The sequence below is a fragment of the Microbacterium oleivorans genome, from assembly GCF_023715745.1.
Taxonomy (GTDB): domain Bacteria; phylum Actinomycetota; class Actinomycetes; order Actinomycetales; family Microbacteriaceae; genus Microbacterium; species Microbacterium oleivorans_D.
In genome coordinates this window covers 755,245-780,788 of record NZ_JAMBOV010000001.1, presented here as the reverse complement: position 1 = coordinate 780,788, position 25,544 = coordinate 755,245, and the positions used below count along the sequence as shown (strand labels likewise).

General features: G+C 70.9%; 23 protein-coding genes and 1 tRNA gene. 9 read left to right on the top strand and 15 right to left on the bottom strand.

What is annotated here, in order from left to right; genetic code table 11:
• Position 1: 1 nt before the first annotated feature.
• Positions 2 to 889: an aldo/keto reductase gene (locus tag M3190_RS03640; protein WP_251578407.1), complete on the bottom strand. Its 888-nt coding sequence runs from the start codon at positions 887 to 889 to the stop codon at positions 2 to 4.
• A gap of 79 nt (positions 890 to 968) precedes the next feature.
• Positions 969 to 2,678 (bottom strand): long-chain-fatty-acid--CoA ligase, encoded by a 1,710-nt coding sequence (locus tag M3190_RS03635; RefSeq protein WP_251578404.1) that lies wholly within the window; start codon positions 2,676 to 2,678, stop codon positions 969 to 971.
• 93 nt (positions 2,679 to 2,771) lie between these two features.
• On the opposite strand from M3190_RS03635, the gene M3190_RS03630 reads away from it, so the two are divergent.
• The 4 genes from M3190_RS03630 (at position 2,772) to M3190_RS03615 (ending at position 7,413) form a co-directional block, all read left to right on the top strand.
• A complete protein-coding gene (locus M3190_RS03630) occupies positions 2,772 to 3,296 on the top strand; it encodes a DUF2087 domain-containing protein (RefSeq protein ID WP_251578402.1) in 525 nt (174 codons plus the stop codon).
• Between the two features lie 46 nt (positions 3,297 to 3,342).
• Positions 3,343 to 4,410 carry a sodium:calcium antiporter gene (locus M3190_RS15485; RefSeq protein ID WP_251578400.1) on the top strand — a complete coding sequence of 356 codons (1,068 nt, stop codon included), beginning with the start codon at positions 3,343 to 3,345 and terminating at the stop codon, positions 4,408 to 4,410.
• A gap of 88 nt (positions 4,411 to 4,498) precedes the next feature.
• On the top strand, positions 4,499 to 6,553 hold the full coding sequence (locus M3190_RS03620) for a PhoX family protein (protein WP_285875848.1): 2,055 nt from the start codon (positions 4,499 to 4,501) through the stop codon (positions 6,551 to 6,553).
• 101 nt (positions 6,554 to 6,654) lie between these two features.
• Positions 6,655 to 7,413 (top strand): GNAT family N-acetyltransferase, encoded by a 759-nt coding sequence (locus M3190_RS03615; protein ID WP_251578396.1) that lies wholly within the window; start codon positions 6,655 to 6,657, stop codon positions 7,411 to 7,413.
• 22 nt (positions 7,414 to 7,435) lie between these two features.
• Here M3190_RS03615 and M3190_RS03610 read toward each other — a convergent pair whose 3' ends face one another.
• From M3190_RS03610 to M3190_RS03600, 3 genes are all read right to left on the bottom strand, one after another.
• Positions 7,436 to 8,020 carry a TetR/AcrR family transcriptional regulator gene (locus M3190_RS03610; RefSeq protein ID WP_251578394.1) on the bottom strand — a complete coding sequence of 195 codons (585 nt, stop codon included), beginning with the start codon at positions 8,018 to 8,020 and terminating at the stop codon, positions 7,436 to 7,438.
• Positions 8,017 to 8,757 carry an SDR family oxidoreductase gene (locus tag M3190_RS03605; protein ID WP_251578392.1) on the bottom strand — a complete coding sequence of 247 codons (741 nt, stop codon included), beginning with the start codon at positions 8,755 to 8,757 and terminating at the stop codon, positions 8,017 to 8,019. Before M3190_RS03605 ends, M3190_RS03610 begins: the two co-directional genes overlap by 4 nt.
• A 265-nt stretch (positions 8,758 to 9,022) precedes the next feature.
• On the bottom strand, positions 9,023 to 10,834 hold the full coding sequence (locus M3190_RS03600; RefSeq protein WP_251578390.1) for an acid phosphatase: 1,812 nt from the start codon (positions 10,832 to 10,834) through the stop codon (positions 9,023 to 9,025).
• Between the two features lie 191 nt (positions 10,835 to 11,025).
• Between M3190_RS03600 and M3190_RS03595 the strand changes: the two genes are divergently transcribed.
• Positions 11,026 to 11,454, top strand: a complete 429-nt coding sequence (locus M3190_RS03595; RefSeq protein WP_251578387.1) for a MarR family winged helix-turn-helix transcriptional regulator — start codon at positions 11,026 to 11,028, stop codon at positions 11,452 to 11,454.
• A 74-nt stretch (positions 11,455 to 11,528) separates the two neighbouring features.
• On the opposite strand, the gene M3190_RS03590 is transcribed toward M3190_RS03595, so the two are convergent.
• Positions 11,529 to 11,978: an Hsp20/alpha crystallin family protein gene (locus tag M3190_RS03590; RefSeq protein ID WP_251578385.1), complete on the bottom strand. Its 450-nt coding sequence runs from the start codon at positions 11,976 to 11,978 to the stop codon at positions 11,529 to 11,531.
• Positions 11,979 to 12,116: 138 nt separating this feature from the next.
• On the opposite strand from M3190_RS03590, the gene M3190_RS03585 reads away from it, so the two are divergent.
• The gene (locus tag M3190_RS03585; protein ID WP_251578383.1) at positions 12,117 to 14,168 is read left to right on the top strand and encodes a prolyl oligopeptidase family serine peptidase; all 2,052 of its coding nucleotides are present in this window, start codon (positions 12,117 to 12,119) and stop codon (positions 14,166 to 14,168) included.
• A 45-nt stretch (positions 14,169 to 14,213) separates the two neighbouring features.
• Positions 14,214 to 15,650 (top strand): hypothetical protein, encoded by a 1,437-nt coding sequence (locus tag M3190_RS03580; protein ID WP_251578381.1) that lies wholly within the window; start codon positions 14,214 to 14,216, stop codon positions 15,648 to 15,650.
• Between the two features lie 12 nt (positions 15,651 to 15,662).
• Here M3190_RS03580 and M3190_RS03575 read toward each other — a convergent pair whose 3' ends face one another.
• The 7 genes from M3190_RS03575 to M3190_RS03545 all read right to left on the bottom strand — a co-directional run bounded on the left by M3190_RS03575 (position 15,663) and on the right by M3190_RS03545 (position 20,954).
• Entirely contained in the window at positions 15,663 to 16,085 is a 423-nt protein-coding gene (locus tag M3190_RS03575; protein ID WP_251578378.1) for an organic hydroperoxide resistance protein, read from the bottom strand.
• A 13-nt stretch (positions 16,086 to 16,098) separates the two neighbouring features.
• Positions 16,099 to 16,539 carry a MarR family winged helix-turn-helix transcriptional regulator gene (locus M3190_RS03570; RefSeq protein ID WP_251578376.1) on the bottom strand — a complete coding sequence of 147 codons (441 nt, stop codon included), beginning with the start codon at positions 16,537 to 16,539 and terminating at the stop codon, positions 16,099 to 16,101.
• 106 nt (positions 16,540 to 16,645) lie between these two features.
• A tRNA-Arg gene (locus tag M3190_RS03565) sits at positions 16,646 to 16,718 on the bottom strand.
• A gap of 62 nt (positions 16,719 to 16,780) precedes the next feature.
• Entirely contained in the window at positions 16,781 to 17,425 is a 645-nt protein-coding gene (locus M3190_RS03560; RefSeq protein ID WP_251578374.1) for an asparagine synthase, read from the bottom strand.
• Between the two features lie 39 nt (positions 17,426 to 17,464).
• Complete coding sequence (locus tag M3190_RS03555) at positions 17,465 to 18,940, bottom strand: serine hydrolase domain-containing protein (protein WP_251578372.1); 1,476 nt, start codon at positions 18,938 to 18,940, stop codon at positions 17,465 to 17,467.
• 29 nt (positions 18,941 to 18,969) lie between these two features.
• Positions 18,970 to 19,923 carry an aldose 1-epimerase family protein gene (locus M3190_RS03550; protein WP_251578370.1) on the bottom strand — a complete coding sequence of 318 codons (954 nt, stop codon included), beginning with the start codon at positions 19,921 to 19,923 and terminating at the stop codon, positions 18,970 to 18,972.
• Positions 19,920 to 20,954 carry a zinc-binding dehydrogenase gene (locus M3190_RS03545; RefSeq protein WP_251578368.1) on the bottom strand — a complete coding sequence of 345 codons (1,035 nt, stop codon included), beginning with the start codon at positions 20,952 to 20,954 and terminating at the stop codon, positions 19,920 to 19,922. Before M3190_RS03545 ends, M3190_RS03550 begins: the two co-directional genes overlap by 4 nt.
• Before the next feature lie 52 nt (positions 20,955 to 21,006).
• On the opposite strand from M3190_RS03545, the gene M3190_RS03540 reads away from it, so the two are divergent.
• A complete protein-coding gene (locus M3190_RS03540; protein ID WP_251578366.1) occupies positions 21,007 to 22,251 on the top strand; it encodes an NAD(P)/FAD-dependent oxidoreductase in 1,245 nt (414 codons plus the stop codon).
• Between the two features lie 3 nt (positions 22,252 to 22,254).
• Here M3190_RS03540 and M3190_RS03535 read toward each other — a convergent pair whose 3' ends face one another.
• On the bottom strand, positions 22,255 to 23,097 hold the full coding sequence (locus tag M3190_RS03535) for a sulfurtransferase (RefSeq protein ID WP_251578364.1): 843 nt from the start codon (positions 23,095 to 23,097) through the stop codon (positions 22,255 to 22,257).
• A gap of 180 nt (positions 23,098 to 23,277) precedes the next feature.
• Positions 23,278 to 23,886 carry a hypothetical protein gene (locus tag M3190_RS03530; RefSeq protein WP_251578362.1) on the bottom strand — a complete coding sequence of 203 codons (609 nt, stop codon included), beginning with the start codon at positions 23,884 to 23,886 and terminating at the stop codon, positions 23,278 to 23,280.
• Between the two features lie 486 nt (positions 23,887 to 24,372).
• On the opposite strand from M3190_RS03530, the gene M3190_RS03525 reads away from it, so the two are divergent.
• Positions 24,373 to 25,524 (top strand): ABC transporter ATP-binding protein, encoded by a 1,152-nt coding sequence (locus tag M3190_RS03525; RefSeq protein ID WP_251578360.1) that lies wholly within the window; start codon positions 24,373 to 24,375, stop codon positions 25,522 to 25,524.
• Positions 25,525 to 25,544: the final 20 nt, after the last annotated feature.

Below are 25,544 nucleotides of genomic sequence, written 5' to 3'. Positions count from 1 at the left end.
GTCAGATGTCGATGCCGACGGCGGCCGAGCAGCGGGCCAGCTCGTCGGCGGAGAGCTCGAGGTTCCGCGCCTGGAACGAGTCGGTGATGGATGCCGGGCGGCTCGCCCCCGGAATGGGGATGACGGTCTCGCCGAGCGACAGCTCCCACGCGAGGACGACCTGCTGCGGGCTGACGCCGTGGGCCTCGCCGATCTCGGCGAACGCGGTGAAGCGTTCCCCGACGGACCCGGCGCCGCCGATGCCGCCGAGCGGGCTCCACGGCAGGAAGGCGATGCCGTGCTCGACGCAGTGCTTCAGCTCGCCGTAGCTGCCGGGATGCCGCGGCGAGAACTCGTTCTGCACGCTCGTCAGGCCGCCCTCGCCGAGGACCTCCTGCGCGATCTGGATCTCCTCCACGCTCGCGTTCGAGATGCCGACGGTGCGCACGAGGCCCTCGTCCTGCAGGGTCTTCAGGTTCTGCATGATCTCGCCGTAGACCATCCAGCGGTCCGGGCGGTGGTACTGGTACAGGTCGATGACGTCGACCTTCAGGTTCTGCAGCGACTTCTGCACGGCGCTGCGGAGGTAGGAGAGCGACCCGTCGCGGCCGAAGTCCTTCTCCTCGCTGCGCGTGATGCCGCCCTTGGTCGCGACGACGATCGACGAGCGGTCGCCGTCCCACCCGGCGAGCGCGTCGGCGACGATCCGCTCGTTGTGGCCCATGGTGTCCCAGCTGGGTGCGTAGATGTCGGCGGTGTCGATGAGGGTGACGCCGGCGTCGAGCGCCGCGCGGACGGTCGCGACCGCGTCCTCGTGCGACGGGATGCCGTTGCTGTTCATGGACACCGGCATGGCGCCGAGTCCGATGGCCGAGACGGTGAACGGTCCGAGGGTGCGCTGCGACGACATGGGTCTCCTTCGACGGGGTGGTGCGGTCCGGCATCCACCCTGCCACCGGTCCAGCCCCGCGGCGACGACCCTTGACAGATCAGCGGGCGGTCAGCTGCTCCCGGACCTGTCGCCGCAGCACCTTGCCGATCTGCGAGCGCGGCAGGTCGTTGAGCTGCACGACCTTGCGCGGCACCTTGTACGGGGCGAGGTGCGAGCGGGCGAAGTCCTTGAGGGCGGATGCCTCGAACGCGGTCCCCGCCTTCATCACGACGGCCGCGACAACGTCCTCCCCGCCGGTCGGCCGAGGCACGCCCACGACCGCGGCGGACTCGACGTCGGGGTGCAGAGTCAGCACCTGCTCGACCTCGCTGGGACTGACGTTGAAGCCGCCCGTGATGATGAGCTCCTTCACGCGGTCGACCACCGTCACGAACCCGTCGTCCGAGACCGTCACGATGTCGCCGGTGCGCAGCCACCCGCCGTCGAGGAGGACGGCGGCGGTCTCCTCCGGCCGGCGCCAGTACCCCTGGAACACCTGCGGCCCGCGGATCAGCAGCTCGCCGGCCTCGCCGGCAGGTCGGTCGACGCTCGGGTCGTCGGGATCGACCACGCGGATCTCGGTGCTGGGGAACGGCACGCCGACCGTGCCCGGTCGACGCGTCGGCCCGATGGGGTTGCCGAGCGCGACGGGCGAGGTCTCGGTCATGCCGTAGCCCTCGACGAGCAGGCCGCCGGTGGCCTCCTCCCAGCGCGTCACGGTCGGCACCGGCAGGCTCATGGCGCCGGAGATCGCGAACCGGATGGTCGAGAGGTCGACGCCCTTGCGGGTGCTCGCCCGCGACAGGGCGTCGTAGATCGGCGGGACACCCGGCAGGAACGTCGGCGGCGACTTCTTCAGCGCGCCGACGACGAGGTCGACGTCGAACTTCGGGAACAGCACGATCCGCGCGCCGATCGACACCGCGAACGTGAGGCAGAGGGTGAGCCCATAGGCATGGAACATGGGCAGGACGGCGTAGAAGGTCTCCTCGCCCTCGCGCAGCCCCGGCACCCACGCGCGCCCCTGCGCCGCGTTCGAGCGCAGATTGCGATGGGACAGGATGGCGGCCTTCGGCATCCCGGTCGTCCCGCTCGTCAGCTGCAGGAGCGCCGTGTCGTCGAGGCCGGGTGCGGGGTACTTGGCGCGCAGCCGCCGCGCTTTCACGAACTGGGACCAGCGGATGACGCCTCGGGCGGTCGGCTTCGAGGTCATCGCTTCGCGGCGTTCGCGCAGCGCGGGGACGGGCAGCCGCAGGGCGGCGCGCATCGCCCACGGCAGCGCGTCGGACATGTCGACCGCGACGATCGCGGCAGGGGCGACGTCGCTCGGGAACTCCGCGACGATGTCGGCGACCTTGTCCCAGACGATGGCCACGACCGCCTCGTGCACCTCGAACTGGTGGCGCAGCTCGCGCGCGGTGTAGGTGGGGTTGTGCTCGACGACGATCGCGCCGATCCGCAGCGCGGCGTAGAACGCGACGATGTGCTGGGGGCAGTTGGGCAGCACGAGCGCGACCCGGTCCCCCGCGCTCACGCCCAGCCTGCGCAGCGCGTTCGCCGCCCGGGAGACCTGCTCGCCGAGCTCGGCGTACGTCGTCTCGGAACCGAAGAACTCCGTCGCGACCTTGCTGCCATAGCGCTCGACGGCGTGATCGAGGAGGTCGACGAGCGTCTCGTCGACGGGATCGATGTCGGTCGGGACGCCGGGCGCGTAGGCGGCCAGCCAGGGGCGGTCGTGCAGGGCGGATGCCGGGGGTGTCGGGCTCATGGTGGGGGGTCCTCCTCGGTGTCCCGTCAGCGTAAGCGGGGTGGGTGATGCGTCCGCTGTGGGTTGACGTGGGCGACGAGTAGCGTTTCGGGGATGACGATCCGCACGAGCGAGCACTGGCGGCCGGTCATCGCCGCTCTCGCGAACGACCGGGCTCGCGAGGTCTTCGCGCGACTGACCGTCGGCGAGACGGTCGACGCCGCTCTGGAAGGACTCTCGCCGTCGCGGCGGCGGCACGTCGTCGAGACCCTGCGCGCAGCGGGCCTGGTGACCGGCGACGTCGATGACCTGCGGGCGGACGGCGGCGTGTTCGCGCGCATCCTGGCCGCGGCGCCGGCTGCCCCGCGGCCGACCGGCCCCGAGCGGTTCCTCTCCCCCGCCGGGCGCCTGCAGCGGTACCCGGCACAAGCCGGTGAGCGTCGGGCCCTGCTCGCACTCATCGCCGGCCGCATCCTCCAGCCCGGCGAGGTCGTCGACGAGCGTGCGATCAACGAACGCCTCGCCGCGGTGACCGACGACGTCGCGGTCCTGCGCCGCTACCTCGTCGACCACGGGCTCCTCGAGCGCACCCGCTCGGGCGGGGAGTACGCGCTCGTCCCCGACGCGCCGACGGCCTGACACGCACCTCCTTCCGCATCGGCCCGACAGGGTGTGCACTGGGGCGGTGACCTCTCTCCCGTTCTGGCTCGTCGTGGTGATCTTCGTCGCGGCCGCCGCCGTCGTCTGGATCGCCGGCATCCAGCTGTCGAAGACCACCGATGTGCTGGATGCGCGCTGGCACATCGGCAGCGCGTTCGGCGGGCTCATCATCCTCGCGGTCGCGACGAACCTTCCCGAGATCGCGATCACCGTCAGTGCCGCGGCCGCCGGCAACCTCGGCGTGGCCGTCGGCAACATCCTCGGCGGTATCGCGCTGCAGACCGTCGTGCTCGTCGTCCTCGATGCGTTCGGGCGACGCGGGCGCGGGGTGAAGCCGTTGACCTATCGGGCGGCATCCCTCGTCCTCGTGCTCGAGGGCATCGTGGTCGTCGCGGTCCTCGCCGCCGTCGTCGCCGGCAGCCAGTTGCCCGAGGGACTCGTGTTCGCCCGACTGACACCCGACGTCGTGCTGATCACGGCGCTCTGGATCGTGGGCCTGCTCCTGGTGCAGCGCGCCGGTCGCCACCTCCCCTGGCACCGCAACGGGTCGGCGGAGGACGCGTCGCCGCACACCCCCGGCCACCGCCGCGCGAAACCGCAGCATCCGCACAAGGCACGGCCGACGTGGGCGGTCGTGACGATCTTCCTGATCGCCGCCGGTGCGACGCTCGGCTCCGGCGTCGTGCTGGAACGCGCCGGAGACGCCATCGCCGAGGACATCGGACTGTCGGGTGTGCTCTTCGGCGCGACCTTCCTGGCACTCGCGACCGCGCTGCCCGAGATCTCGACCGGACTGCAGGCCATCCGACAGGGAGACGACAATCTCGCGATGAGCGACATCTTCGGGGGGAACGCCTTCCTTCCGGTGCTGTTCCTGATCGCGACAGTGATCTCGGGACAGGCGGTGCTGCCGCGGGCGGGCGCGACGGACGTCTACCTGACCGCCCTGGCGGCGCTCCTGACCCTCGTCTACGTCGTCGGGCTCGTGTTCCGCCCGTCGCGGCGTGTGCTCGGGATGGGTCTCGATTCGCTGACCGTGCTCGTGCTCTACGGCGTCGGGATCGCGGGCCTCTTCGCCGTCGCCTCGGGCTGACCTCGGGCACCCGTCGACGGTCACCCGGAGTTCATGCGCGGTTCACCCCGCCGCAGGAACGGCGACGGATGCTGGATCGGTGACGACCTTGGAACCCCCCACCACCCGTACGCCCCTCCCCCTCGCCGCGCACGCGGTCGGCAAGCGGTCGGCCGTGACCTGCCGGTTCAAGTGTGCGAACGCGTGCCTCGGCCCGGAGTGCAACGGATCCGACAACCCGACGTTCCGCAGCATCGCCGAACTCGCCCTCTCGCGCCGCACGCTGATCGGCGCAGCGGCGGCCGGTGCCGTCGTGGCGGCGACCGATGCGTTCGGTCTCGCGAACCCCGCATCAGCGTCCGCCACCCCGGGTGGACTGCTCGAGGCGACGCGCGGGCACGGCGGACACGGCCTGCCGTTCCAGCCGATCGCACCGGTCCCGGCATCCGTCGACGCGCTCACCGTGCCGAAGGGGTACACCTGGTCGCCGATCATCCGCTGGGGCGACCCGCTGTTCTCGGACGCGCCGACGTTCTCGCTCGAGGGGCAGAGCCGCGCCGCGCAGGAGCGGCAGTTCGGCTACAACAGCGACTACCTCGACATCCTCGCCGATCGCTCCGGCAAGACCGGCGTCCTCGTCAACAACCACGAATACGTGAACCCGAACATCATGTTCCCGCCGTCGACGGATGCCGCCGAACTCCGCCGTCGCGGTGAGGTGTTCAAGGCGGCCCAGGGCATGTCCGTCGTCGAGATCACGCGCCGCCGGCGCGGCACGCCGTGGCGCTACGTCGTCGACGGACGCCGCAACCGCCGCATCACCGTCGAGACGGTGTTCGAGCTGACCGGCCCCGCGGCCGGATCGGACCTCGTGACCACCGCCGCCGACCCCGAGGGCCGCTGGGTCAAAGGCACGCTCGGCAACTGCGCCGGCGGCACGACGCCGTGGGGCACCATCCTCTCGGGCGAGGAGAACTTCAACGGGTACTTCGCGTGGGCGGCCGACACGCCGGGGCAGAAGCGCTACCAGGCGAGCGCCTCGCGGACCACGTCGACCGGGTGGGAGAAGTACGACCCGCGGTTCGACGCCTTCGACGCCGGCTACGTCAACGAGCCCAACCGGTTCGGCTACATCGTCGAGATCGACCCGGAGGACCCGACCTCGACTCCCAAGAAGCACACCGCCATGGGACGCTTCAAGCACGAGGGGGCGAACGTCATCGTCGCCGAGGACCGCCGGGTCGTGGCCTACATGGGCGACGACGAGCGCAACGACTACCTCTACAAGTTCGTCTCGAAGAACCGCATCAGCGGGTCGCGCAAGAAGAACATGACGCTGCTTTCGGAGGGCGACCTGTTCGTCGCCCGGTTCCGCGGGGACTCCCCCGCCGGGCAGATCGACGGCTCGGGCGCACTGCCGGCGGACGGCACGTTCGACGGCACGGGTGAGTGGGTCGCGCTCACGCGGAACGGGAAGAGCGTCGTGCCGGGGATGACGACGGAAGAGGTGCTCGTCTACACGCGACTGGCCGCCGACAAGATGGGCGCGACGAAGATGGACCGCCCCGAGGACGTGCAGCCGAGCCCGCGCACCGGCAAGGTCTACGTCGCACTGACGAACAACTCCGACCGCGGCAAGACCTCGATGGTGGATGAGGCGAACCCCCGCACCGGCAACCGCTACGGTCACGTGATCGAGCTCACCGAGCGCCGTGGGCAGGCCGGGACGAGCTTCGGTTGGAACATCCTGCTCCAGTGCGGCAACCCGTCCGACCCGAGCACCTACTTCGCCGGGTACCCGAAGGAGAAGGTGTCGCCGATCTCCTGCCCCGACAACCTCGCGTTCGACGAGGACGGCACGCTGTGGATCTCCACCGACGGCGCTCCCAGCACGATCGGGTTCAACGACGGCCTGTTCCGGGTCCCCCTCACGGGCCGGGAGCGCGGGCACGTGCAGCAATTCCTCTCGGTGCCCCGCGAGGCCGAGACGTGCGGTCCCGTCATCCACGCCCGCGAGAAGCTCGTGTTCGTCGCGGTGCAGCACCCCGGTGAGAACGGCACGGTGGCCTCCCCGACCTCGCTGTTCCCTGATTACGGGTCGACGCGGCCGGGCGACGTCCCGAACGCTCCGCGACCGTCGGTCGTGCAGGTGTACCCGGCCTGAGCCGTCTCGTTCCTCGTCGAGGGTCCGCTCCCGCGGGACGGGCCCTCGACGGCGTCGGGGGACACTCGTAGGCTCCCGGTGACGTACACCGAGGAGGAACGATGTGGATCGAGTGCTTCGAGGGTGACGAGCGCGTCGAGGGGGCGGATGCCGACGCCCTGGTCGAGGCGATGTTCGGGCACATCCGGGCCGCGCACGATGTCGAGCTGCCCGATGACGAGATCCGGCTGTGGGCCCGGAACTTCGCGGATGCCTCGGCGCGCGAGGACGGTCCGGTCGAACGGCTCGACACGATCGGGGCGATCGACGTCGTGCCGGTGACCGAGGATCGCATCGACGACTGGCTGACGTTCTTCGACCGTGATGCGTTCCCCGACAACCCCGACTGGGGATCCTGCTATTGCCTGCACCCTCACACCGGTGACGGACCCGAGCGTCCCTGGCGCGATCTGCGCGCCGACATGGTGGAGCGGCTCCGGGCGGGGGCCACCGTCGGGTACCTCGCCTACATCGACGGTCGCGTCGGCGGCTGGGTCAACGCGTCGCTGCGATCGACGTACCGCAAGTACGACGGGCTCGATCCGGAGGGTCCGGCACCCGACACCGTGGTGGGGGTGTCGTGCTTCGTCGTGGCACCGCCCTACCGCCGGCACGGGGTCTCGAACGCGCTCCTCGGGCGGGTCGTCGCCGACAGCGCCGGCCGCGGCGCTCGCTTCGTCGAGGGCTACCCGCGCAACGCCGCCGACGGCGGGGATGCGGACGCCTTCTGCGGCCCGCGGTCCCTCTTCGACGCGCACCGCTTCACCCCAGCCCGCGATGAAGGACGCTTCACCGTCATGCGCCGGGACGCGCGAGCCTGATCCGCGGTCGCCCCCTCGTCGCTCAGTGGACGCCGGGCCACCATTCCGGCATGAGGCGGAAGATGCGGGCCTCCGCGGCAGCGGCATCCGTGTCATCCTCGCGGATCCAGACGTCCATGACGCCGACGAGACCGCCGGCGATGAACGCGGCGGCCTCCTCGCGGTCACGCGCGGATCGCGGCGCGCCCGAGATGCCCGCCTCGGCGAGCTGCTGCAGAGCGATGTGGGCGCGCCGGCGCAGCACATCGCCCAGCGCGGAACGGAGCGCGCCCCGGGCCGAAGAGTCCAAGAGCGCGCGATACAGGTCGCGCTGACCGGCCAGCCACTCCAGCAGGCGGCGCGTCACGGCATGGTAGACGCGCGCCGCATCCGCCTCCGAGATCACGTCCGTGTCGATCGCGGCGATGGTGTCGATCTCCTCCGTCAACATGGCGACGGCGAACTCGTCCACGCCGGCGGCGTGTTTGTAGAAGGTGGTGCGGTGCACGCCCGCCTCGCGGCAGAGTTCCGCAACCGAGACCGCCGCAAGGGGGCGATCAGCCAGCAGGCGCACCAGCGCCGCGCGCAGGGCGGCGCTGGTGCGAGCCTGCCGAGGGTCGATCGTCACGCCCCGTAGTGTGCCAGACCGGCCGTCTCGCCACCGTCGGCGACGAACTCGGCCCCCGTCGAGAAGCTCGACTCGTCGCTGGCCAGGAACAGCACGAGCCGCGACAGCTCGACGGCTTCACCCATGCGGTGCAGGGCGACGTGGTTCTGCGAGGCGTCCAGGCCCTCGGTCATCGGGGTGCGGATCGCGCCCGGGTGCACCGAGTTGACACGGATGTTGTAGCGCCCGAGGTCGAGGGCGGCGTTCTTCGTGAGGCCGCGCACCCCGAACTTCGACGCGTTGTAGCCGGGGAGCGCTTCGTACCCCTGCAGTCCCGCCGTCGACGACACGTTGATGATGGAGCCGGCACCGCTGCGCTTGAGCGGCTCGATCGCCGCCTTGATGCCGTAGAAGACGCCCGTCAGGTTGATCGCGATGATCTGATCCCACTGCTCGAGGGAGTACTCCTCGATCGTCGCGAAGTTCGCGATCCCGGCGTTGTTCACGACGATGTCGAGCCGGCCGAACTCCTGCTCGGCCACGGCGACGGCCTTCTCCCAGTCCGCATATGCCGTCACATCCAGGTGCACATAACGGGCGGCGTCGCCCAGCTCGGCGGCGAGCGCTTCGCCCGCCTCGTCCAGAAGATCGCCGATGACGACCTTCGCGCCCTCCTGCACGAACAGCTTCGCGTGCTCGGCGCCCATGCCGCGCGCGCCTCCGCTGATGAGTGCGACCTTCCCGGTGATTCGTCCCATGGTGGAACTCCTTTCGATCCGCCTCTAATCTACACCTGTCGATTAGCGCCGGATCGGGTTCGCGTCGGCCTCAGCGCACCCCTCGATGGCGCATCACAAATTGATAACAAGAAACCCTTGCCACCGTTACCTCGCCGTTATACATTCATTGCACGGTAGATGTTTTGCTGTGGCAGCTACCGACATGTGATTGCAGGACACTCTTGGTGCAAAGGGACAAGGGCCGGCTGGATGCCTCTCCAGCCGGCCCTTACTGCGTGACGCGTCAGACGGTCGCACTCCGGCGACGACGCATGATCAGCACCACGCCGAGACCGAGCAGCGCCGCCCCGGCACCGCCCGCGACCCACAGCGGGGCGGACTGACCACCCGTCGACGCGAGCTCGTCGTCGACAGCTGCGGGCTCACTGTTCCCGATCGTCACGGCGGCCCAGCCGACGAGTTCACCCGACTCGTCGACGACGGCGACACGGTGCGCACCCTCGTCGAGGTCGGCCGGCAGCGCGAAGCTCGCCGAGCCGGCGGCATCCGCGGTCGTCCCACCCAGCGCCGTCGGCGTCGAATAGATGAACCCGTAGTAGCGGTCATCGGCGGTCAGACCCGAGACCACGACACGGTCGCCGCGGACGGATGCCTGGATGCGGCCCTCCGCCGCCGCCGGCAGGTCGTCGCCGTTCGCGACGGGAGCGCTCGGCGAGCCGCCGGTCGAGGGCAGCGAGGGCTGCGGCGCCGGGGTCGCCTCGGGGCTGGGGGTCGGCTCCGGGGCCGGGGTGGGCTCAGGGGTGGGGATCGGCTCGGGAGCCGGGGTCGGCTCGGGGGTCGGCGTCGGCTCCGGGGTCGGGGTGGGCTCGCCACCGGCATCCCCGATGACGATCGAGCCGTCGTCCTTCACGGTGACCTCCGCGGCCATCGCCGCAGCGAGGTTCATGCGCTGCCAGCTCTCCTGCTCACCCACGTCGAGCGGATGACCGGAATCCGCCGCCGTCAGGGCGAGCAGCTGCCGACGCTGTTCGGGCGTCAGGTCGGGCTGGGTCGAGACCAGCAGCTCCTCGGCACCCTCGGGCACGACGACGGGGGCACCCTCGGGTCCGACGTCGGGGAAGCCGTACCCGAGGCGCTCCTCGTAGTAGGCCAGGGCGTCTTCCGTGGACATGTAGGGGGCGTCCTCGGCGATGCAATTCTCGAGCGTGTCACCGCACCCGGCTTCGAGGACGTCGCGGATCTCCTGACCCGCCTCCTCGACGAGAGCGCGCATCTCGGGGTCGGCGAGGCGCAGCGCGATGATCTTCTGGCCCATCATCCGACCGCTGATGACGTCGAGCGCGTAGTGCGCCGCCATGACGATGCGGTTGTCGGACGCCTCGGCCGTGCGAGCGAGGATCTGCGGCGCGAGCTCGGGCAGCATCTCGGCCAGCGCCGTGCCCTGCCAGTAGGCCTGCGACGTGTGTCCCGACGGATACGACCCGCTCGTCGAGCCCCACGCGTCGCCGCCCTCCCTGTCGCGGTACTCGAGCTGTGTCGTCGTGTCGAGTCGCAGGTACGGGCGGTCGTAATCGAAGTAGTTCTTCGGTGGGTTGCTCGACGAGGTCGAACCGAGCTTCCCGCTCTCCTTGCTCAGCAGCCATGTGGTCTTCGGCAGCTCTCCTGCCACAGCAGCCTCGGTGTAGATCGCGCCGAGCTTCTCGCCGAACGCGTCGGCCATGCTGATCGACATGTCCTCGTACTGGTCGACGATCGCCCGCTGCACCTGCTCGTCGGACGCGGTGAGGTTGATCCGGCTGGTGATCTCGTCGTTGTAGTCCATGACGGCGGCGTTGCCGCCCTCGCCGCGGTCGGTGCGCAGGTCGTCGAAGACGTCCACCATCCGCACCGACCAGTTGTCGGCACTGGGTGAGCTCGAGTCTCCCGTCGAGGCGGTCGCGTCCGACGTGTACGTCGCGTTCTTCTGCTCCTCGGTGAAGCCGGTGGCGGCGAAGGCCGGTCCGGCGGTCAGGGTGCAGGCGACGAGGACACCGAGTCCGCTGATCGCCGCGCCGACGCGGACGCCGGTTCTGCCTGTGTGTTTCTTCACGCTCACGGGCGCGCCTCACTTCCGTTGGTTGCGGGGTTGGTCGCAGACTACCGAGGCACGCATTACTTGTCAGGACATAGCAACAAGGGCCTGCATGAGAATCCTCTCCTCAACGGGAGAACGGAGCGTGGCGGCGTGATTGCCAGGGGGTGTCGAGCCGTCGGGGCGGCGTCGACGGCGACGCTACAGTTGACGCCATGACAGACCGCCGCCTCGCCATCGCCGCCTGGGAGAGTCTCTTCCGCGCGCAGCACGAGGTGCTGGCGGAGATCGGGCAGGACTTCGAAGGGCACGAGCTGTCGAGCGGCGAGTACGACGTGCTGCTCACGGTCACCCGCGGCGAGGACCACACCGCCCGACTGCGCGACGTGACGGCGAACATGCTCATCAGTCAGCCGAGCGTCTCGCGGCTGGTGGACCGGATGGTGACGCGCGGCCTGGTGTCCAAGTGTCCCGACCCTCAGGACGGGCGCGGCGCCCTCATCCGAGCCACGGAGAAGGGTGCGACGATGTTCCGCCGCCTCGCGACGACGCACGGGCGCACGATCGCCGAGCGGATGTCGGTGCTCACCGACGACGAACTGGCTCAGCTCGAGAAGCTGACCGCACGCCTGCGCGGCGTCTGACGAGACGAGAATCGCCCCGCACCCGAGACGGGGTGCGGGGCGATCGTCATCTCATCGCCCTGACGGCGGGTCGATCACTGGTCGATCGGCTGCGGCTCGCTCTCGCGCGCCGAGATGGTCGGAGCCGAACCGTCGGCGACCACCTCGACCTTGCGCGGCTTGGCCTTCTCGCTCACCGGGATGGTGACGGTCAGGACGCCGTTGTTGTAGGTCGCGGTGATGGCGTCGGTGTCGATGCCCTGCCCGAGGTTGAGCTGGCGGAGGAAGCTCGCGGTCTCACGCTCGCGCGTGATCCACTTGACCCCCTCGCCGGACGACAGCGTGCGCTCGGCGCGGATGGTCAGCAGCTGACCGTCGACGTCGATGTCGACCGAGCCCGGGTCGATGCCGGGAAGGTCGGCGTTCAGGACGTAGTGGTCGCCGTCGCGGTACAGGTCCATCGGCATCCGTCGCGGGCCGCGGCGCGTGTCGAAGAGCGTCGACGCCAGGCGGTCGATCTCACGGAACGGGTCGTAGGTCGCCATGATTCTCTCCTTTGTCGTGTGGTCTGAAAGTTGAGCCCCAGCGGCTCAAGTAGGTCCAGATTAGCACTCTCCCTACACGAGTGCCAATGGTTCTCGGACGGCGAACGAGCCTCGTCGAGGTCCCCGTAGGCTGACGTCATGAGCGCCGCCGAGACCGCCCCCGAGCCCGCCGACCCCTTCCTCTGGCTGGAGGAGATCGACGGCCCCGCGGCCCTCGCGTGGGCCTCGGCACGCACTGCGGAAACCGAGGCCGTCTATGCCGGCGCGGCGAGGGACGCGCTCGAGAGCCGACTGACCGGCATCCTGCAGGACCCCGATCGACTCGTCGTGCCGAGCCGGCACGGCGACCTCATGTACGACCTGTGGCGGGATGCCGACAACCCGCGCGGCCTCTGGCGCCGGACATCCCTCGCCGACTTCGCGGCGGGCTCCCCCACGTGGGATGTGCTGCTCGACATCGACGCGCTCGGCCGCGACGAGGGCGCATCCTGGGCCTTCGCCGGCGCGACCCACGGCCCCGCCGGCAGCGGACGTGCGCTGGTCCGGCTCAGCCCCGACGGCGGTGACGCGGCCGTCGTCCGGGAGTTCGACCTCGAGTCCCGGCGATTCGTCGAAGACGCCCCCTTCATCCTCGGCGCCGACAAGCACCGCGTCTCGTGGATCGATCGGGACACCCTGCTCGTCGCGACGGCGCTGCACGGCGGCGACACCACCGACTCGGGCTACCCGATCAGCGCACGCGCGTGGCGGCGCGGCGAAGGGCTCGATGACGCTCCCCCGATCGTCACCGGCGAGCCGTCGGACGTCGGCGTGTTCGTGCACGTCGACCGCACGGCGGGCACGGCGACACCGATCGTCGTCGTCGCGCACGACTTCTTCCACTCCGAGGCGTGGGTCTGGGACGGCGGCGAGCCGCGTCTGATCGCCGTGCCGCAGGATGCCCACGCCGATGTGCACGGCGACCTCGTCGCCGTGCGGACGACGACCCCGTGGCGCATCGGAGATACGACGCATCCGTCGGGCACCCTCCTCATCGGTCCCCTGGAGACCGTGACGAGCGGCGACGGATCCGACCTGCGCGTGGCCTTCACTCCGACGGCCACCGCGGTGCTGGAGTCCTGGACCTGGACGAAGACCCGCCTCGTCCTGTCGGTCCTGGATCGGGTGCAGAGCAGGCTGGTGTCGCTCGACCCCGTGACGCTGACCGGTGACGACCTCGATCTGGGCCTCGGCGACGACGACCTCTTCAGCGCCAACGTCGCGACGGCGGACGCCGACGAGGACGACCAGCTCTGGGTCGTGGCACGCGGATTCCTGACGCCGCCGACCCTGCTCGTACTCGACCCGGGAGCGGCGCCGCGAGTGGTCGACCGGAGTCGGGCGACCTTCGACACGACCGGGCTCGTCGCCGAGCAGCACTGGGCGACGTCGGCCGACGGCACCCGCGTGCCGTACTTCGAAGTCGGCCCGCGCGAGCGCCGCGGCGCCCTGCCCGTGCTGATGAACGGGTACGGCGGCTTCGAGCACGCCCTCACGCCCGAGTATCCGACGATCGTGGGACCGGCGTGGCTCGAACGGGGCCGCGTCTACGTCGTCGCGAACATCCGCGGCGGAGGCGAGTTCGGTCCGGAGTGGCATCTCGCCGCGCTTCGCGAGAACCGGCACCGCGCCTACGAGGACTTCGCCGCCGTCTCCCGCGACCTCGTCGCGCGCGGCGTGTCGACACCGGACCGCATCGCCTGCCACGGGCGCAGCAACGGCGGGCTGCTCGTCGGCAACATGCTGACGCAGTACCCCGACGATTTCGGCGCGATCGTCTGCGGGGTCCCCCTCCTCGACATGCGCCGGTACACGCGCCTCTCCGCCGGCGCCAGTTGGATCGCCGAGTACGGCGACCCCGACGATCCAAGCGACTGGGAGTTCGTGAAGACCTTCTCGCCGTACCACCTGATCGAGTCCGGGCGGCGGTACCCGGCATCCCTCATCTACGCCGCGGCCAGCGACGACCGGGTAGGGCCCGTGCAGGCGCGCAAGATGGCGGCCCGGTTGGCGGGCGAGACGGAGGCCGAGGTGCACTACCTCGAGCCCGTCGAAGGCGGCCACGCGGGGACGATCGATGCCGCGGCGACGGCCGCCCTGCACGCGACGATCCACGCCTTCCTCGACAGCACGGTGGGCCGCGCCGACTGAGGGGCGGCGCGGCGCCCTCTACGCTGGGGGCGGGAGGTCCACCGCATGAGCACCCTGGGGGACGTCGAGGACGAACTCGCGGCCACGCTGGCCGCCGTCGCGCACCGCACGCGCGTCGACGATGCCGCAGCTGACCGCATCCGCCGGCATGTTCCCGATCTCCAGGCCGCCCTCGCGCGCCGGTCCGAGGCGGCATCGACGCTGCTCACCGACCTCGCGACGGCGGCGGTCATCGCCGCCAACAGTCGCTCCCTCGACCTGAAGGTCCACGGCGAGCAGCGCGCAGCGCACGCGGCGAGCGCGCGGTCGCGCTTCGCGCTCGGCGCGGCGTGCTACGCCGACCGCTACGCCGGCAACCTCGCCGGGCTGCGCGAAGAGATCCCCCGGCTGCGCGATTTCGGCGTCACCGTGCTCCACGTCCAGTCGCCGTTCGCGCGCCGCGAGGACGGCACGGTGGACCTGCGTCGCGGCGACCCCGGGCTCGGCTCCATCGACAGGCTGACGGACCTCGCCGCAGACCTGCGCCTGTCGGGAATCTCCCTCGCCGTCGACGTCGCTCCCGATGGCTCCGTGAGCACCTTCGTCGATGATCTGCTCTTCCTCGCCGGCCGCGGTGTCGAGGTCTTCCTCGTCGCCGACCGCGAGATCGCGGAGATCGCCGCCCCGGTCCTGGCGATCGGCGCGCCCGGCGTCGAGGTGCTGGCCGCCGCCCCGGAATCGTCTGCCCTCTGGCAGGCGTTCGCCACCGGAGACGCCGCCCCGCTGCGGCGGGCGGTGGAGCAGCGCGACGGCAGGGGCGACGTCGTCGCCGTCCGCGACGCCGACGCGATGAGATGGGCGACGGATGCCGCCGAGCTCACCGCGCGCTACACCGACGGCCGCTCCTTCGCCCGGGGCATCGAGACGGACGGCGGCGTCGCCGGGACGACCGCCTCGCTGGCCGGTGTCGAAGCGGGTGACCCGCTCGGCGAAGCGCGCGTTGCTCTCGCACACGCGATCCTCTTCAGCGTGCCGGGCCTGCCGATGCTGTGGCTCGGCGACGAGGTCGGCCAACTCAACGACCCGACGTTCCGCGACGATCCGGAGCGACGGGACGACCCGCGGTGGGCGCACCGGGGACAGAAGCCGCGGGATCGCTACGCGCAGATGACGGATGCCGCCACCTCGGCCGGCCGCATCCATCGCGACATCACGAAACTCATCGCCGTGCGTCACACGACGCCGGAGCTCGACGGCTCCCGGCTGATCGCCTTCGATGTGCCGGTGCCGTCCGTCGCGGGATATCAGCGACCGGGCCACCACGCCGTCGTGCTGGTGCTGGCGAACACCGCCACCGAGCCGGCGCACGTGCCCGCCGTCACCCTGTCGGGCTTCGCCGCGACGGCGCTCGACCTGATCGAAGGGATCGAGGTCGGAATCGACGAAGGGCTCACGCTGCCCGCCTGCGGTTTCCGCTGGCTGCGCGTGAGCCCTGTCGCCTGAGTCCGGCGGAGGTCAGTCCTCGACGACCGTGACGGTGACCTCGATGTTGCCGCGGGTGGCGTTCGAGTAGGGGCACACCTGGTGCGCGGCATCCGCGAGCGCCTGCGCCTCGTCGTGCGGCAGGTTCGGGATGACGACCTCGAGCTCGACGGCGAGCTGGAACCCGCCCTCGCCGTTGGAGCCGATGTGGACGCGCGAGCCGACGCTCGTGTCCTCGAGCGTCACCTTCTGGCTGCGCGCGACGGCCTGCAGCGCGCCGTGGAAGCACGCGGCGTAACCGGCCGCGAAGAGGAGCTCGGGGTTGGGGGCTCCGCCGGATCCGCCCATCTCCTTCGGCACGCGGACGTCGGTGTCGAGGATCCCGTCCACGGTGCGGACGTGGCCGTTGCGGCCGCCTCCGGTCGCGAGGGCCTCTGCGGTGTAGATGGCTTCCATGGGGGTCCTTTCGTCAGGAGGCGATCGCCTCGTCGGTGGTGCGCATGACGCGGTTCAGGTCGTGGACCACGTCGAGCAGCATCCGCGCCTTCTCCTCGGTCAGTCCGGTGCAGCGCGCGATCTCCGCACCAACGACGGACAGCTCCGAGCGAAGCGTGCGGCCGTCGTCCGTCAGCGCGACCTCGACGACGCGTTCGTCGTGCGGATTGCGCGTGCGGGAGACGATGCCGCGCGCCTCGAGGCGGCGGATGAGCGGCGACAGCGTGCCCGAGTCGAGGAAGAGCTCTTCACCCAGCTCCTTGACCGACCGGGGATCCTGGTCGCCGAGAGCGACGATGACGAGGTACTGCGGGTACGTCAGCTTCCACGGTGCGAGCACGCGTCGATACGCCTGCGTGAACGCGTGGCTGGCCGAGTACACCCCGAAGCACACCATCTGCTCGATCGCTCTCATGTGATCATGGTTGCACGCAACTGAATTGTGCACAACTTATTCAGTCGACCGAAACACGAAAGGCCCCGCCGAAGCGGGGCCTTTCCTGGACTGTCTCAACACAGTGTGCGCCCGAAGGGACTCGAACCCCTAACCTTCTGATCCGTAGTCAGATGCTCTATCCATTGAGCTACGGGCGCATGGCCTGTTTCCGGGCCGAGGAACAGCATACGTCACGGCGGCCCGCATCCGAAATCGGGGCCTACTCGAGCTCGCCCGGATCGACGCCGGCGGGACCGGACTCGAGGATCGGTTCCGGTTCGGCGCCGTCGTCGCGCAGCGCCTGCTGCTTGGCGACGCTGCGGCGGTGGGCGCGGAGCTTGGGCAGATCGACCAGGCGCAGCGCCTGCATGCGAGCCACCCTCATCCGGTCGTAATCGGCGTCGAGGTCGGGGCGTGCCGCCGTGATGCGCAGCGACCGGTCGATGTTCTTCGACACCTCTGCCCAGGCCGCGTCCCGCGCGTCGGTGATCAATTTACGGAGCTCTTCCTGGTCCTCCGCCCGCGCCCTCAGCTCCTTCGCGACGTGCAGCGACTGCTTGCGGCGACGACGGAGGTTGCGGACGTCGCGACTGCGGTAGTCGTGCGTGCCGCTCGAGTCGGAGTAGCGGGTGCGCGCCGCCTTGCGCTCGCGATCGGTGCGGGCGGCATCCGCTTCGGCCTCTTCAGCGAGCGAGACGAGGATGTCGCGGGCGTCGGCGACGAACCGCTCCGGATCGAAGTCGTCGCCGTCGACGAGGATGTCGACGAGGATGCGATTTTTCAACGCCAAACGCGTCGCCGCGGACGCGATGTAGAGCCCCTCGGCGACGACATCCCGGGTCCTGACCCGTTCCTTGTCCGTCACGCTCACCCCTCGCGACCAGTCTACCGAGGGGGATGCCGCTCAGCCGAGCGACGGCAGGGCGTGACCGGCAGGCCCGTCGCCGCGCAGCGGCGGGAACCGCCACGCGATCGATGCGGCACCGCCCGGCGCGATGTCGACTCGCAGAAGGTGCGGCGTCTGGATCATGCGCAGCTGCGCGTGCCACGTTCCGTCGGCGCCGACGCCCGCAGCCGCACGGAACGGAACCGCGTCGAGGCCGGCGGCCGGCGCAGGCCACTCCCCCGCCGCCCAGGCGCCGCGACCGACGGGGAGCGACACCTCCAGCCCGTCCCCGACGAACCGGATGGTCCAGCCTTCGTCCGTCTCCGCCACCTCCACGCGCTGAACGCCGGGCACGGCCTCGCCGAACGAGAACGGACCGACGATCGGGGTGCTCACGTCGGCGTCGAACGTGCCTGAGAATCCCGCACCGCTGTCGTCCGGCAACGGCAGCGCCAGCGCGGTCAGCCGCGCACCGAGCGACGCGTCGGCCTCCGCCGTGCCCGCGCCGGTCATGGCGGGGTGCAGGTGCTCCGTGATGAGGCCCAGCAGCTCCTGCATGTCGATCGTCTCGCCGGTGGTCACGATGACCGCGTCCTCCTCCGGCCATACGATGATGAACTGCCCGTACGCCCCGTCGCCGCGGAAACCGTGCCGGTTCATCCAGTACTGGAAGCCGTAGCCCTGCTGCCAGTCGATGGGCTCGGGGGCGCCGGGACCGCGGTGTGCCGTGTCGTTCGCGACCTGCGGCGAGGTGGCCGTCGCGACCCACTCGGGGTCGAGGACCTGCTCGCCCCTCCAGCGCCCGCCGTCGAGGACGAGCTGCCCCGTCTTGGCGAGCGACTCGGTGAAGACGTGGATGCCGCTGAAACCCATCTCGACGTCGCCGAGCATCATCCACTGCGCTTCGTGGATGCCGAGCGGCTCGAGCAGACGCGGTCGCAGATAATCGAGGATCGTGCCGCCGGTGGTCTTCGCGACGAGGCGTCCGACGCCGTAGATGGTCGGCTGGTTGTACGCGAACACGGTGCCCGGCTCACGCTCCGGCGGAACACGGAAGAAGCCGCCGAGGACGTCGCCGCCGACCTCTCCTGCGGCGGCCGCAGCGCGGTCGAGCGCCTCGTGCTCATGCCCGCTCGACATCGTGAGCGCGTGGCGCACGAGGTAGCGACGGTACTTCTCGTCGACGTCCTCCGGCACGAGCTCGGGGAAGTGGTCGATCATGACGTCGTCGAGTCCGAACCGCCCCTCGGCGACCGCGAGACCGGCAGCAGCGGAGGTGAACGTCTTCGACAACGAGTAGACGAGGTGCTTCAGGTCCGGCGCGAACGGCTCCCACCAGCCCTCGGCGATGACGGCGCCGTGGCGGAGCACCATGATGCTGTGCATCTCGGCCTCGGTCTGCGCGACCGCGTCGAGCAGTCGCTCGACACCGGCGGCGTCCACCCCCTGCGCGGACGGAGTGGACCGGGGCAGGGAAGAGGACGTCGACGTCATGTCGCCATCCTAGGGATGCCGGCGGGTGCTCAGATCGCGGCGATACGCCACGACGCCGAGAACTCGGCGCCGGGTTCGAGAACCAGCAGCCCCGCGTCGTAGTCGTACGCCGACGCGTTGAACGCATCGGGCGCGCAGGTCATCGGCTCGACCGCGACGCCGTTGCGGTGCGCGGGGTTCGCCGGCCCGTCGGGCTTGTCGCCCGTGTAGACCTGCACCCACGGGCACTCGGCTCCCCACGTGACCTCGACGCCGACTCCCGAGGGATCGGTCAGACGCAGGACGGCGGTGCCGTCGGCATCCGTCTCGAGGTCGGTGAAGGCGTGGTCCAGCTGCACGTCGCCAAGAGGCCGCGGCGCGCGTCGGTCGAATCGATCGGGATCATGCTCGGCGACGGGGTGGAGCGCCACGGGGCTGAGCCGGTCGGGGGTGACCTCGAGGACGGATGCCGCGGGCAGTGCGAGCGTCCATTCGTCGAGCGGCGCCGGGCCCGCCGTCAGGTACGGATGGGGGCCGGTGCCGAACGGTGCGGGACGGTCGCTGAGGTTCCGCGCACGGACCGTCTGCGTGAGACCGTCCACCCCGAGCGCGTACGTCGTCTCGATGCGGATGCGCCAGGGGTACCCCGACTGGGGGACGACGGTGGCGCCGAGGGTGACGGTGCTGTCGCTGCCGGCGACCTTCTCGAAGTCCGTCCACGACAGCAGGCCGTGCAGCGCCTGCGAGCGTTCGGGTTCGGTCAGGGCCGTCACGAGCTCCTGCCCGTCGAACGTGTACGTGCCGTCCACGATGCGGTTCGGCCACGGGGCAAGAGTGGTGCCGCGGTAGTCGGGGCGCACCTCGTCGGCGTCGAACGCGACGATGAGGTCGCGGTCGTCGTGGCGCAGGACGCGCAACGATGCGCCGGTCGAGGCGATCACGGCCTCGTAGGAGCCGAGGCGCAGGGTGTGCTGGGTGCCGGAGAGCGGCGGAGCGGAGGTCACGGGCGGAGCATCACTTTCAGGGCGGCGCGGTCATCCATCAGGCGGTAGCCGTCGGCGGCTTCGCCGAGGCTCAGTTCGCGATCGAAGACGGCCCCGGGGTCGACTGTACCGTCGAGGACGCCCGGCAGGAGGTCGTCGATGTACGCCCGCACCGGAGCGACCCCGCCGGTGACGGTGATGTTGCGTTCGAACTGCCGCCGCTGTAGCGGAGCGTCGGCGTACTGCGGTACACCGACGCGGGTGACGGTGCCACCGGCGCGCACGGCGCCGAGCGCCTGCTCGTACGCCGGCAGGTGGCCGACCGCGTCGATGACGACGTGCGCACCGAGACCATCGGTGAGTTCGCGGACGTTCGCGACGCCCTCCTCGCCGCGCTCGGCGACGACCTCGGTCGCGCCGTACCGGCGGCCCAGATCCGTGCGCGCCTCGTGCCGGCCCATGAGGATGATCCGCTCGGCACCGAGCTGCCGCGCTGAGAGGACGGCGAGCAGGCCGACCGCGCCGTCGCCGATGACGACGACGTCCGCCCCGGGTGCGACACCGCCGGTCACGGCGGCATGCCAACCCGTGCCGTACACATCGCTCAGCGTCAGCAGACCCGGCATCCGCTCGTCGCCCTCGGCGACGTCGACGCGGTAGAGCGTGCCGTCGGCGAACGGAGCGCGCCGGCGCTCGGCCTGCGCGCCGCCCGCGCCGGTCGGGACGGAGATGCCGGCGAAGCGGCAGGAGGTCTGCAGTCCTGCCCGGCAGAACTCGCATTCGCCGCACGAGAAGACGAACGGCACGATGACGACGTCGCCGGGCGACACGGTGCGGACCTCGGCGCCGACCTCCTCCACGACCCCGATCATCTCGTGACCCATCGACCGCCCGCTCTCGCTCGAGGTCATCGAGTGGTACGGATGCAGGTCGCTGCCGCACACGCAGGCGACGACCGTGCGGAGGACGGCGTCGGTGGGCTGTTCGATCCGAGGCTCGGGGACGTCGATCACGCGGACGTCGCCGGGGCCGTACATATACGCAGCTCGCATCCCTGAATTCAACTACGGATGCGGGGAGGTGTGGCTGTGCGAGGCTGTCGCCATGGCCGCTCTCCACGATGTCGTCGTCATCGGCGCGGGCCTCGCCGGGCTGCGCTGCGCGACGCTGCTCGCGCGGGAAGGACGCGACGTCGTCCTCCTGGACGCAGCCGATGAGGTCGGCGGCCGGCAACGCACCGACCGCGTCGACGGATTCCTGCTCGATCGGGGGTTCCAGGTCGTCAACCCGCGCTACGACGCGCTCGCCCGGGCGATCGACCCGGGCGACCTCGACCTGCGGGCATTCCCGGTCGGCGTGCGGGTCGTGCGCGGCGGCAGGTCCCACGTCCTCGCGCACCCGCTGCGTCACCCCGAGCTGCTGCCCGCGACCGTCGCGGGCGCGCTGTCGGGACTCGCCCCGATGCGCGACCTCGCGGCCGCCGCCCGGTGGCTGCGGCCCGCGCTCATGGATCCCTCGTCGGCCGCGGCCGGATCCGACGAGACGTTGCATGAGGCGTGGGAGCGCACCGGCTTGACTGGGCCGCTGCGTCGCTCGGTGCTCGAGCCGTTCCTGACGGGTGTGCTCGCCGATGACGGTGGCGCGACGTCCGCGAACTACGCGACGCTGCTCGCGCGCCTGTTCGCACTGGGGCGGCCGGGCGTGCCCGCAGCGGGCGTCGCGGCGCTTCCCCGGCGTCTCGCCGAACTCGCTCGGGAGGCCGGTGCGCAGGTCCGCCTCTCGCATGCCGTCACCGGCGTGGACGAGAGGGACGACCGCGTCGAGGTGGCGGTCAGCGACGCGGAGACGATCGCGGCACGCGACGTGGTCGTCGCCGTGGGCGGCGAGGCGGTCTCGAGGCTCACCGACCTTCCCACGCCGCCGATGCGCGGGCTGCAGACGTGGTGGTTCGGCACGGATGGCGGGGCACCGGCATCCGCTCTGCTGACCGTCGACGGCGACCGGTCGGGGCCGATCGTCAACAGCGTGGTGATATCGCGCACGGCACCGGCCTACGCCCCGCCGGGGCGCCACCTCGTCTCCGCGAGCTGCCTGCTGGGCAGCGATGCCGACGAGCAGGACGTGCGCCGGCAGCTGGAGCGGATGTGGGGCGGCGAGGCGCGCGGCTGGGAGCTGCTGCGGCGGGACGACATCCCGCACGCGCTGCCCGCGCTGCACCCACCGATGCGCCACCCCTCGCCCGCACGTCTGTCGGAGCGAGTGGTCGTCGCCGGGGACCACCGGGAGACCCCGTCGATCGCCGGCGCGCTCGTCTCGGGAGAGCGCGCGGCACGGGCCGTCCTGCGCTGAGGACTACGGGCGGTCGCCCGTGGCGACGGGCCGCTCCGGGTGGTTCGACCACTGGCTCCACGACCCGCCGTAGAGCGCCGCGTCGATGCCGGCGAGGCTCAGCGCGAACGCGGCCTGGGCGGCCGAGACCCCCGAGCCGCAGCTCACGCCGACCGCCGTGCCGGCCGTGACGCCGAGCGCCTCGTAACGCTCGCGCAGTTCGTCGGGCGATCGGAAGCGGCCGCGCTCGTCGACGTTCCCACCCGTCGGAGCGTTGACCGCACCGGGGATGTGACCGGCGCGCGGATCCATCGGCTCGACGTCTCCGCGGTACCGCTCGGGCGCGCGCACGTCGAAGAGGATCCCGGATCCCGGGAGCGCCGCGGCCTCGTCGATGTCGAGACGCGGAAGGTGTCCCGGTGTCAGCGCGACGTCACCGCGGGCAGCGTGCACGGCGCCGGATTCGAGCGCCAGCCCGGCGTCGCGCCAGGCCTGCAGCCCGCCGTCGAGGACCCGGACGTCGGACACACCGGCATCCGTCAACACCCACCAGGCGCGGGCGGCACCGAAGGTCTGCCAGTCGTCGTAGACGACGACGGTGTCGCCGGTGTCGACGCCCCACCGTCGCGCTGCCGCCTGCAGGTCGGCGACCTCCGGCAGCGGATGCCGGCCGTCCTCCGGCGCGCCGTGGGCGGCGAGCTCGTCGTCGAGGCTCACGTACACCGCGCCGGGCACGTGACCGGCTTCGTGGTCGGCCCGGCCGTCGGGCCGGTCGAGGCGCCACCGGACGTCGAGAACCGTCAGTGGCGCGGCATCCCGGATCAGTCGGTCGAGTTCCTGGGGAGCGATCAGTCGCGCGCGTGCCATGGCTCGACCCTACGACCGCGCGCCGCGCTGCGCCGAGCCGACGCGATGTGTCGGCATCCGCTTGCGACGGCGGCAGTTCGCGTCGGCTCGACGGGCCTCGCGACGCAACGGGGCCCCGAGCCGGAAAGCTCGGGGCCCCGTTGACGCGGGTGCGGGGCGGTGCGCCCTGCCCGCGGGCGGTCAGTCGCCCAGGATGCCGTCGACGAGGTCGTTCACGTCGGACGACACGTCGCCGACGGTGCTGTCGACGTCGCCCGTGATGCCGTCGACGAGGTCACCGGTCGTGTTGGTGATGTCGCTCGTGATGTCGCCGGTCTCGGTGGTGACATCGTTCGTGACGTCGCCCACCTCACCGCTCACGTCAGGCGAGACGTCCGTGTCGGTCTCGGGCGAGATGTCGGTGTTCGGCGAGACATCCGTGTCGTTGCCCGAACCCACCTCGTTGCCGCTGCCGACCTCGTTGCCCGAACCGATCGGAGCATCGATCGACGTCTCATTGCCCGAGCCGAGCGGTGCGTCGACGCTGTTGCCGGAGCCGACGGGTGCGTCATTGCCGGAGCCGATGTCGCCCGTCGAGATGTCGCCGACGGACACGAGGTCGCCGCCGCCGATCGATCCGCCCAGCAGGTCGTTGATGTTGAGGACGTCGGTGAAAGCCTCCGTCGCCGTCGTGGTGGTGGTGTCCTCGCTCTCGGCCGCGTTGGCGGGCAGAGCGAATCCGGCGGTCAGGGCGACCGCGGCGAGTCCGGTGGAACCGAGGACGAGGGTCCGCTTCAGGTTGGTACGCATGTGTCTGTTTTCCTTCCTTCAGTGCGGCTTTCGCACGATCGGTCATCCGGGGGCCACCGTGGATCGGATTGGCGCAGAACGACCGGATCGGCGTCGGCGCCATCGCGAGCGCTCGTGAGAGCCGCGTGTTTCCGGGGCTGTCGTGGAAACCTGAAAACTCCTTATGCGACGTGATGATCCGTCGCGGGCGGCCGACCGCGCGATCGCGAGGAGCCGTCGCAGATGGTCGCTTTCCGAGACCGTCGAGGACCATCCGGGACGGGTCACTGCGGAGCGCGGGGACCGGATGCCGAGACAGCGGATCGACCGCTGCGAGAAGAGTCTGTTACCGACGGGTGAACGACTCCCGGACAATCTGTCAGCCCGCGTGCTCGACCGTCCGGATCCGTCCGATTCCCTCCGGAGACGATTGCACGGGGTCGATCCGGACGTATTGAATGACGCGAAATGCGCCCCACCCGGCGCAGGAGCGGAGAACCCGTGACGATGGCACCCGAAGCCTCCCTGCAGGACGCGACCCGGACGAGCGTCCGAGAAGGCTCCGTCGTGCTGACCGATGTCACCAAGCGCTACGGCGATCAGACGGCCGTCGATCGGCTCTCGCTCACCATCGAGCCCGGCGAGTTCATCTCGCTGCTCGGCCCGTCGGGCTGCGGCAAGACGACCACCCTGCGCATGATCGCCGGTTTCGAACACCCGGATGCCGGGCTCATCTCCATCTCCGGGGCCGATGTGCGCGGCACGCCGCCCAACAGGCGCGACGTCAACACGGTCTTCCAGGCCTACGCGCTCTTCCCCCACATGTCCGTCGCCGAGAACGTCGCCTACGGGCTGACGCAGCGGCGGACCCCGAAGTCCGAGGTGCAGGAGCGTGTGACGGCCGCCCTCGACATGGTGCAGATGCGCCGCTTCGCCGCTCGACGTCCCACCCAGCTCTCCGGCGGTCAGCAGCAGCGCATCGCCCTCGCCCGAGCGCTCGTCAACCGGCCGTCCGTCCTTCTCCTGGACGAACCGCTCGGCGCCCTCGACCGGCAGCTGCGCGAGGAGATGCAGCTGGAGCTCAAGCTGCTGCAGTCACGCCTGGGCATCACCTTCGTCTTCGTCACGCACGACCAGGGTGAAGCCCTGTCGATGAGCGATCGCATCGCGATCATGCGCGACGGGCGGATCGAACAGCTCGCCGACGCCGACACGGTCTATTCGCGGCCGGCGACGGCCTACGTCGCCGCGTTCGTCGGGCAGCAGAACTTCTTCCGCGGCACGGTGACCGACGGCGGCGCGGGCATCGACACGGCCCACGTGCGCGTCCGGTCGTCCGCCGGCGCGCTCCCGTCCGGCACCGGCAGCGCCGCGGTACGCCCCGAGAACGTCACGATCGAGGGCGACACGGATGCCGCGGCGCAGCCGAACGAGGTGCGCGGGGAGCTCCTCGGCGTCTCGCACCTCGGCGAGACCATGCAGTACCTCGTCCGGCTCGGCGACGATCAGAGCCTGATCGTCCGCCGCCCGACGCCGCAGGCTCCGCGGCTCGCTCTCGGCGACGCCGTGGTCTGCCGCTGGCGGCCGCAGGACGTGCTGCTGTTCCCCTCGGATGACGCCGCCCTCGAGGCGGGTTACGTCGCCCCTCCCACCGAATGACCCCTGCACCGCACCACCAC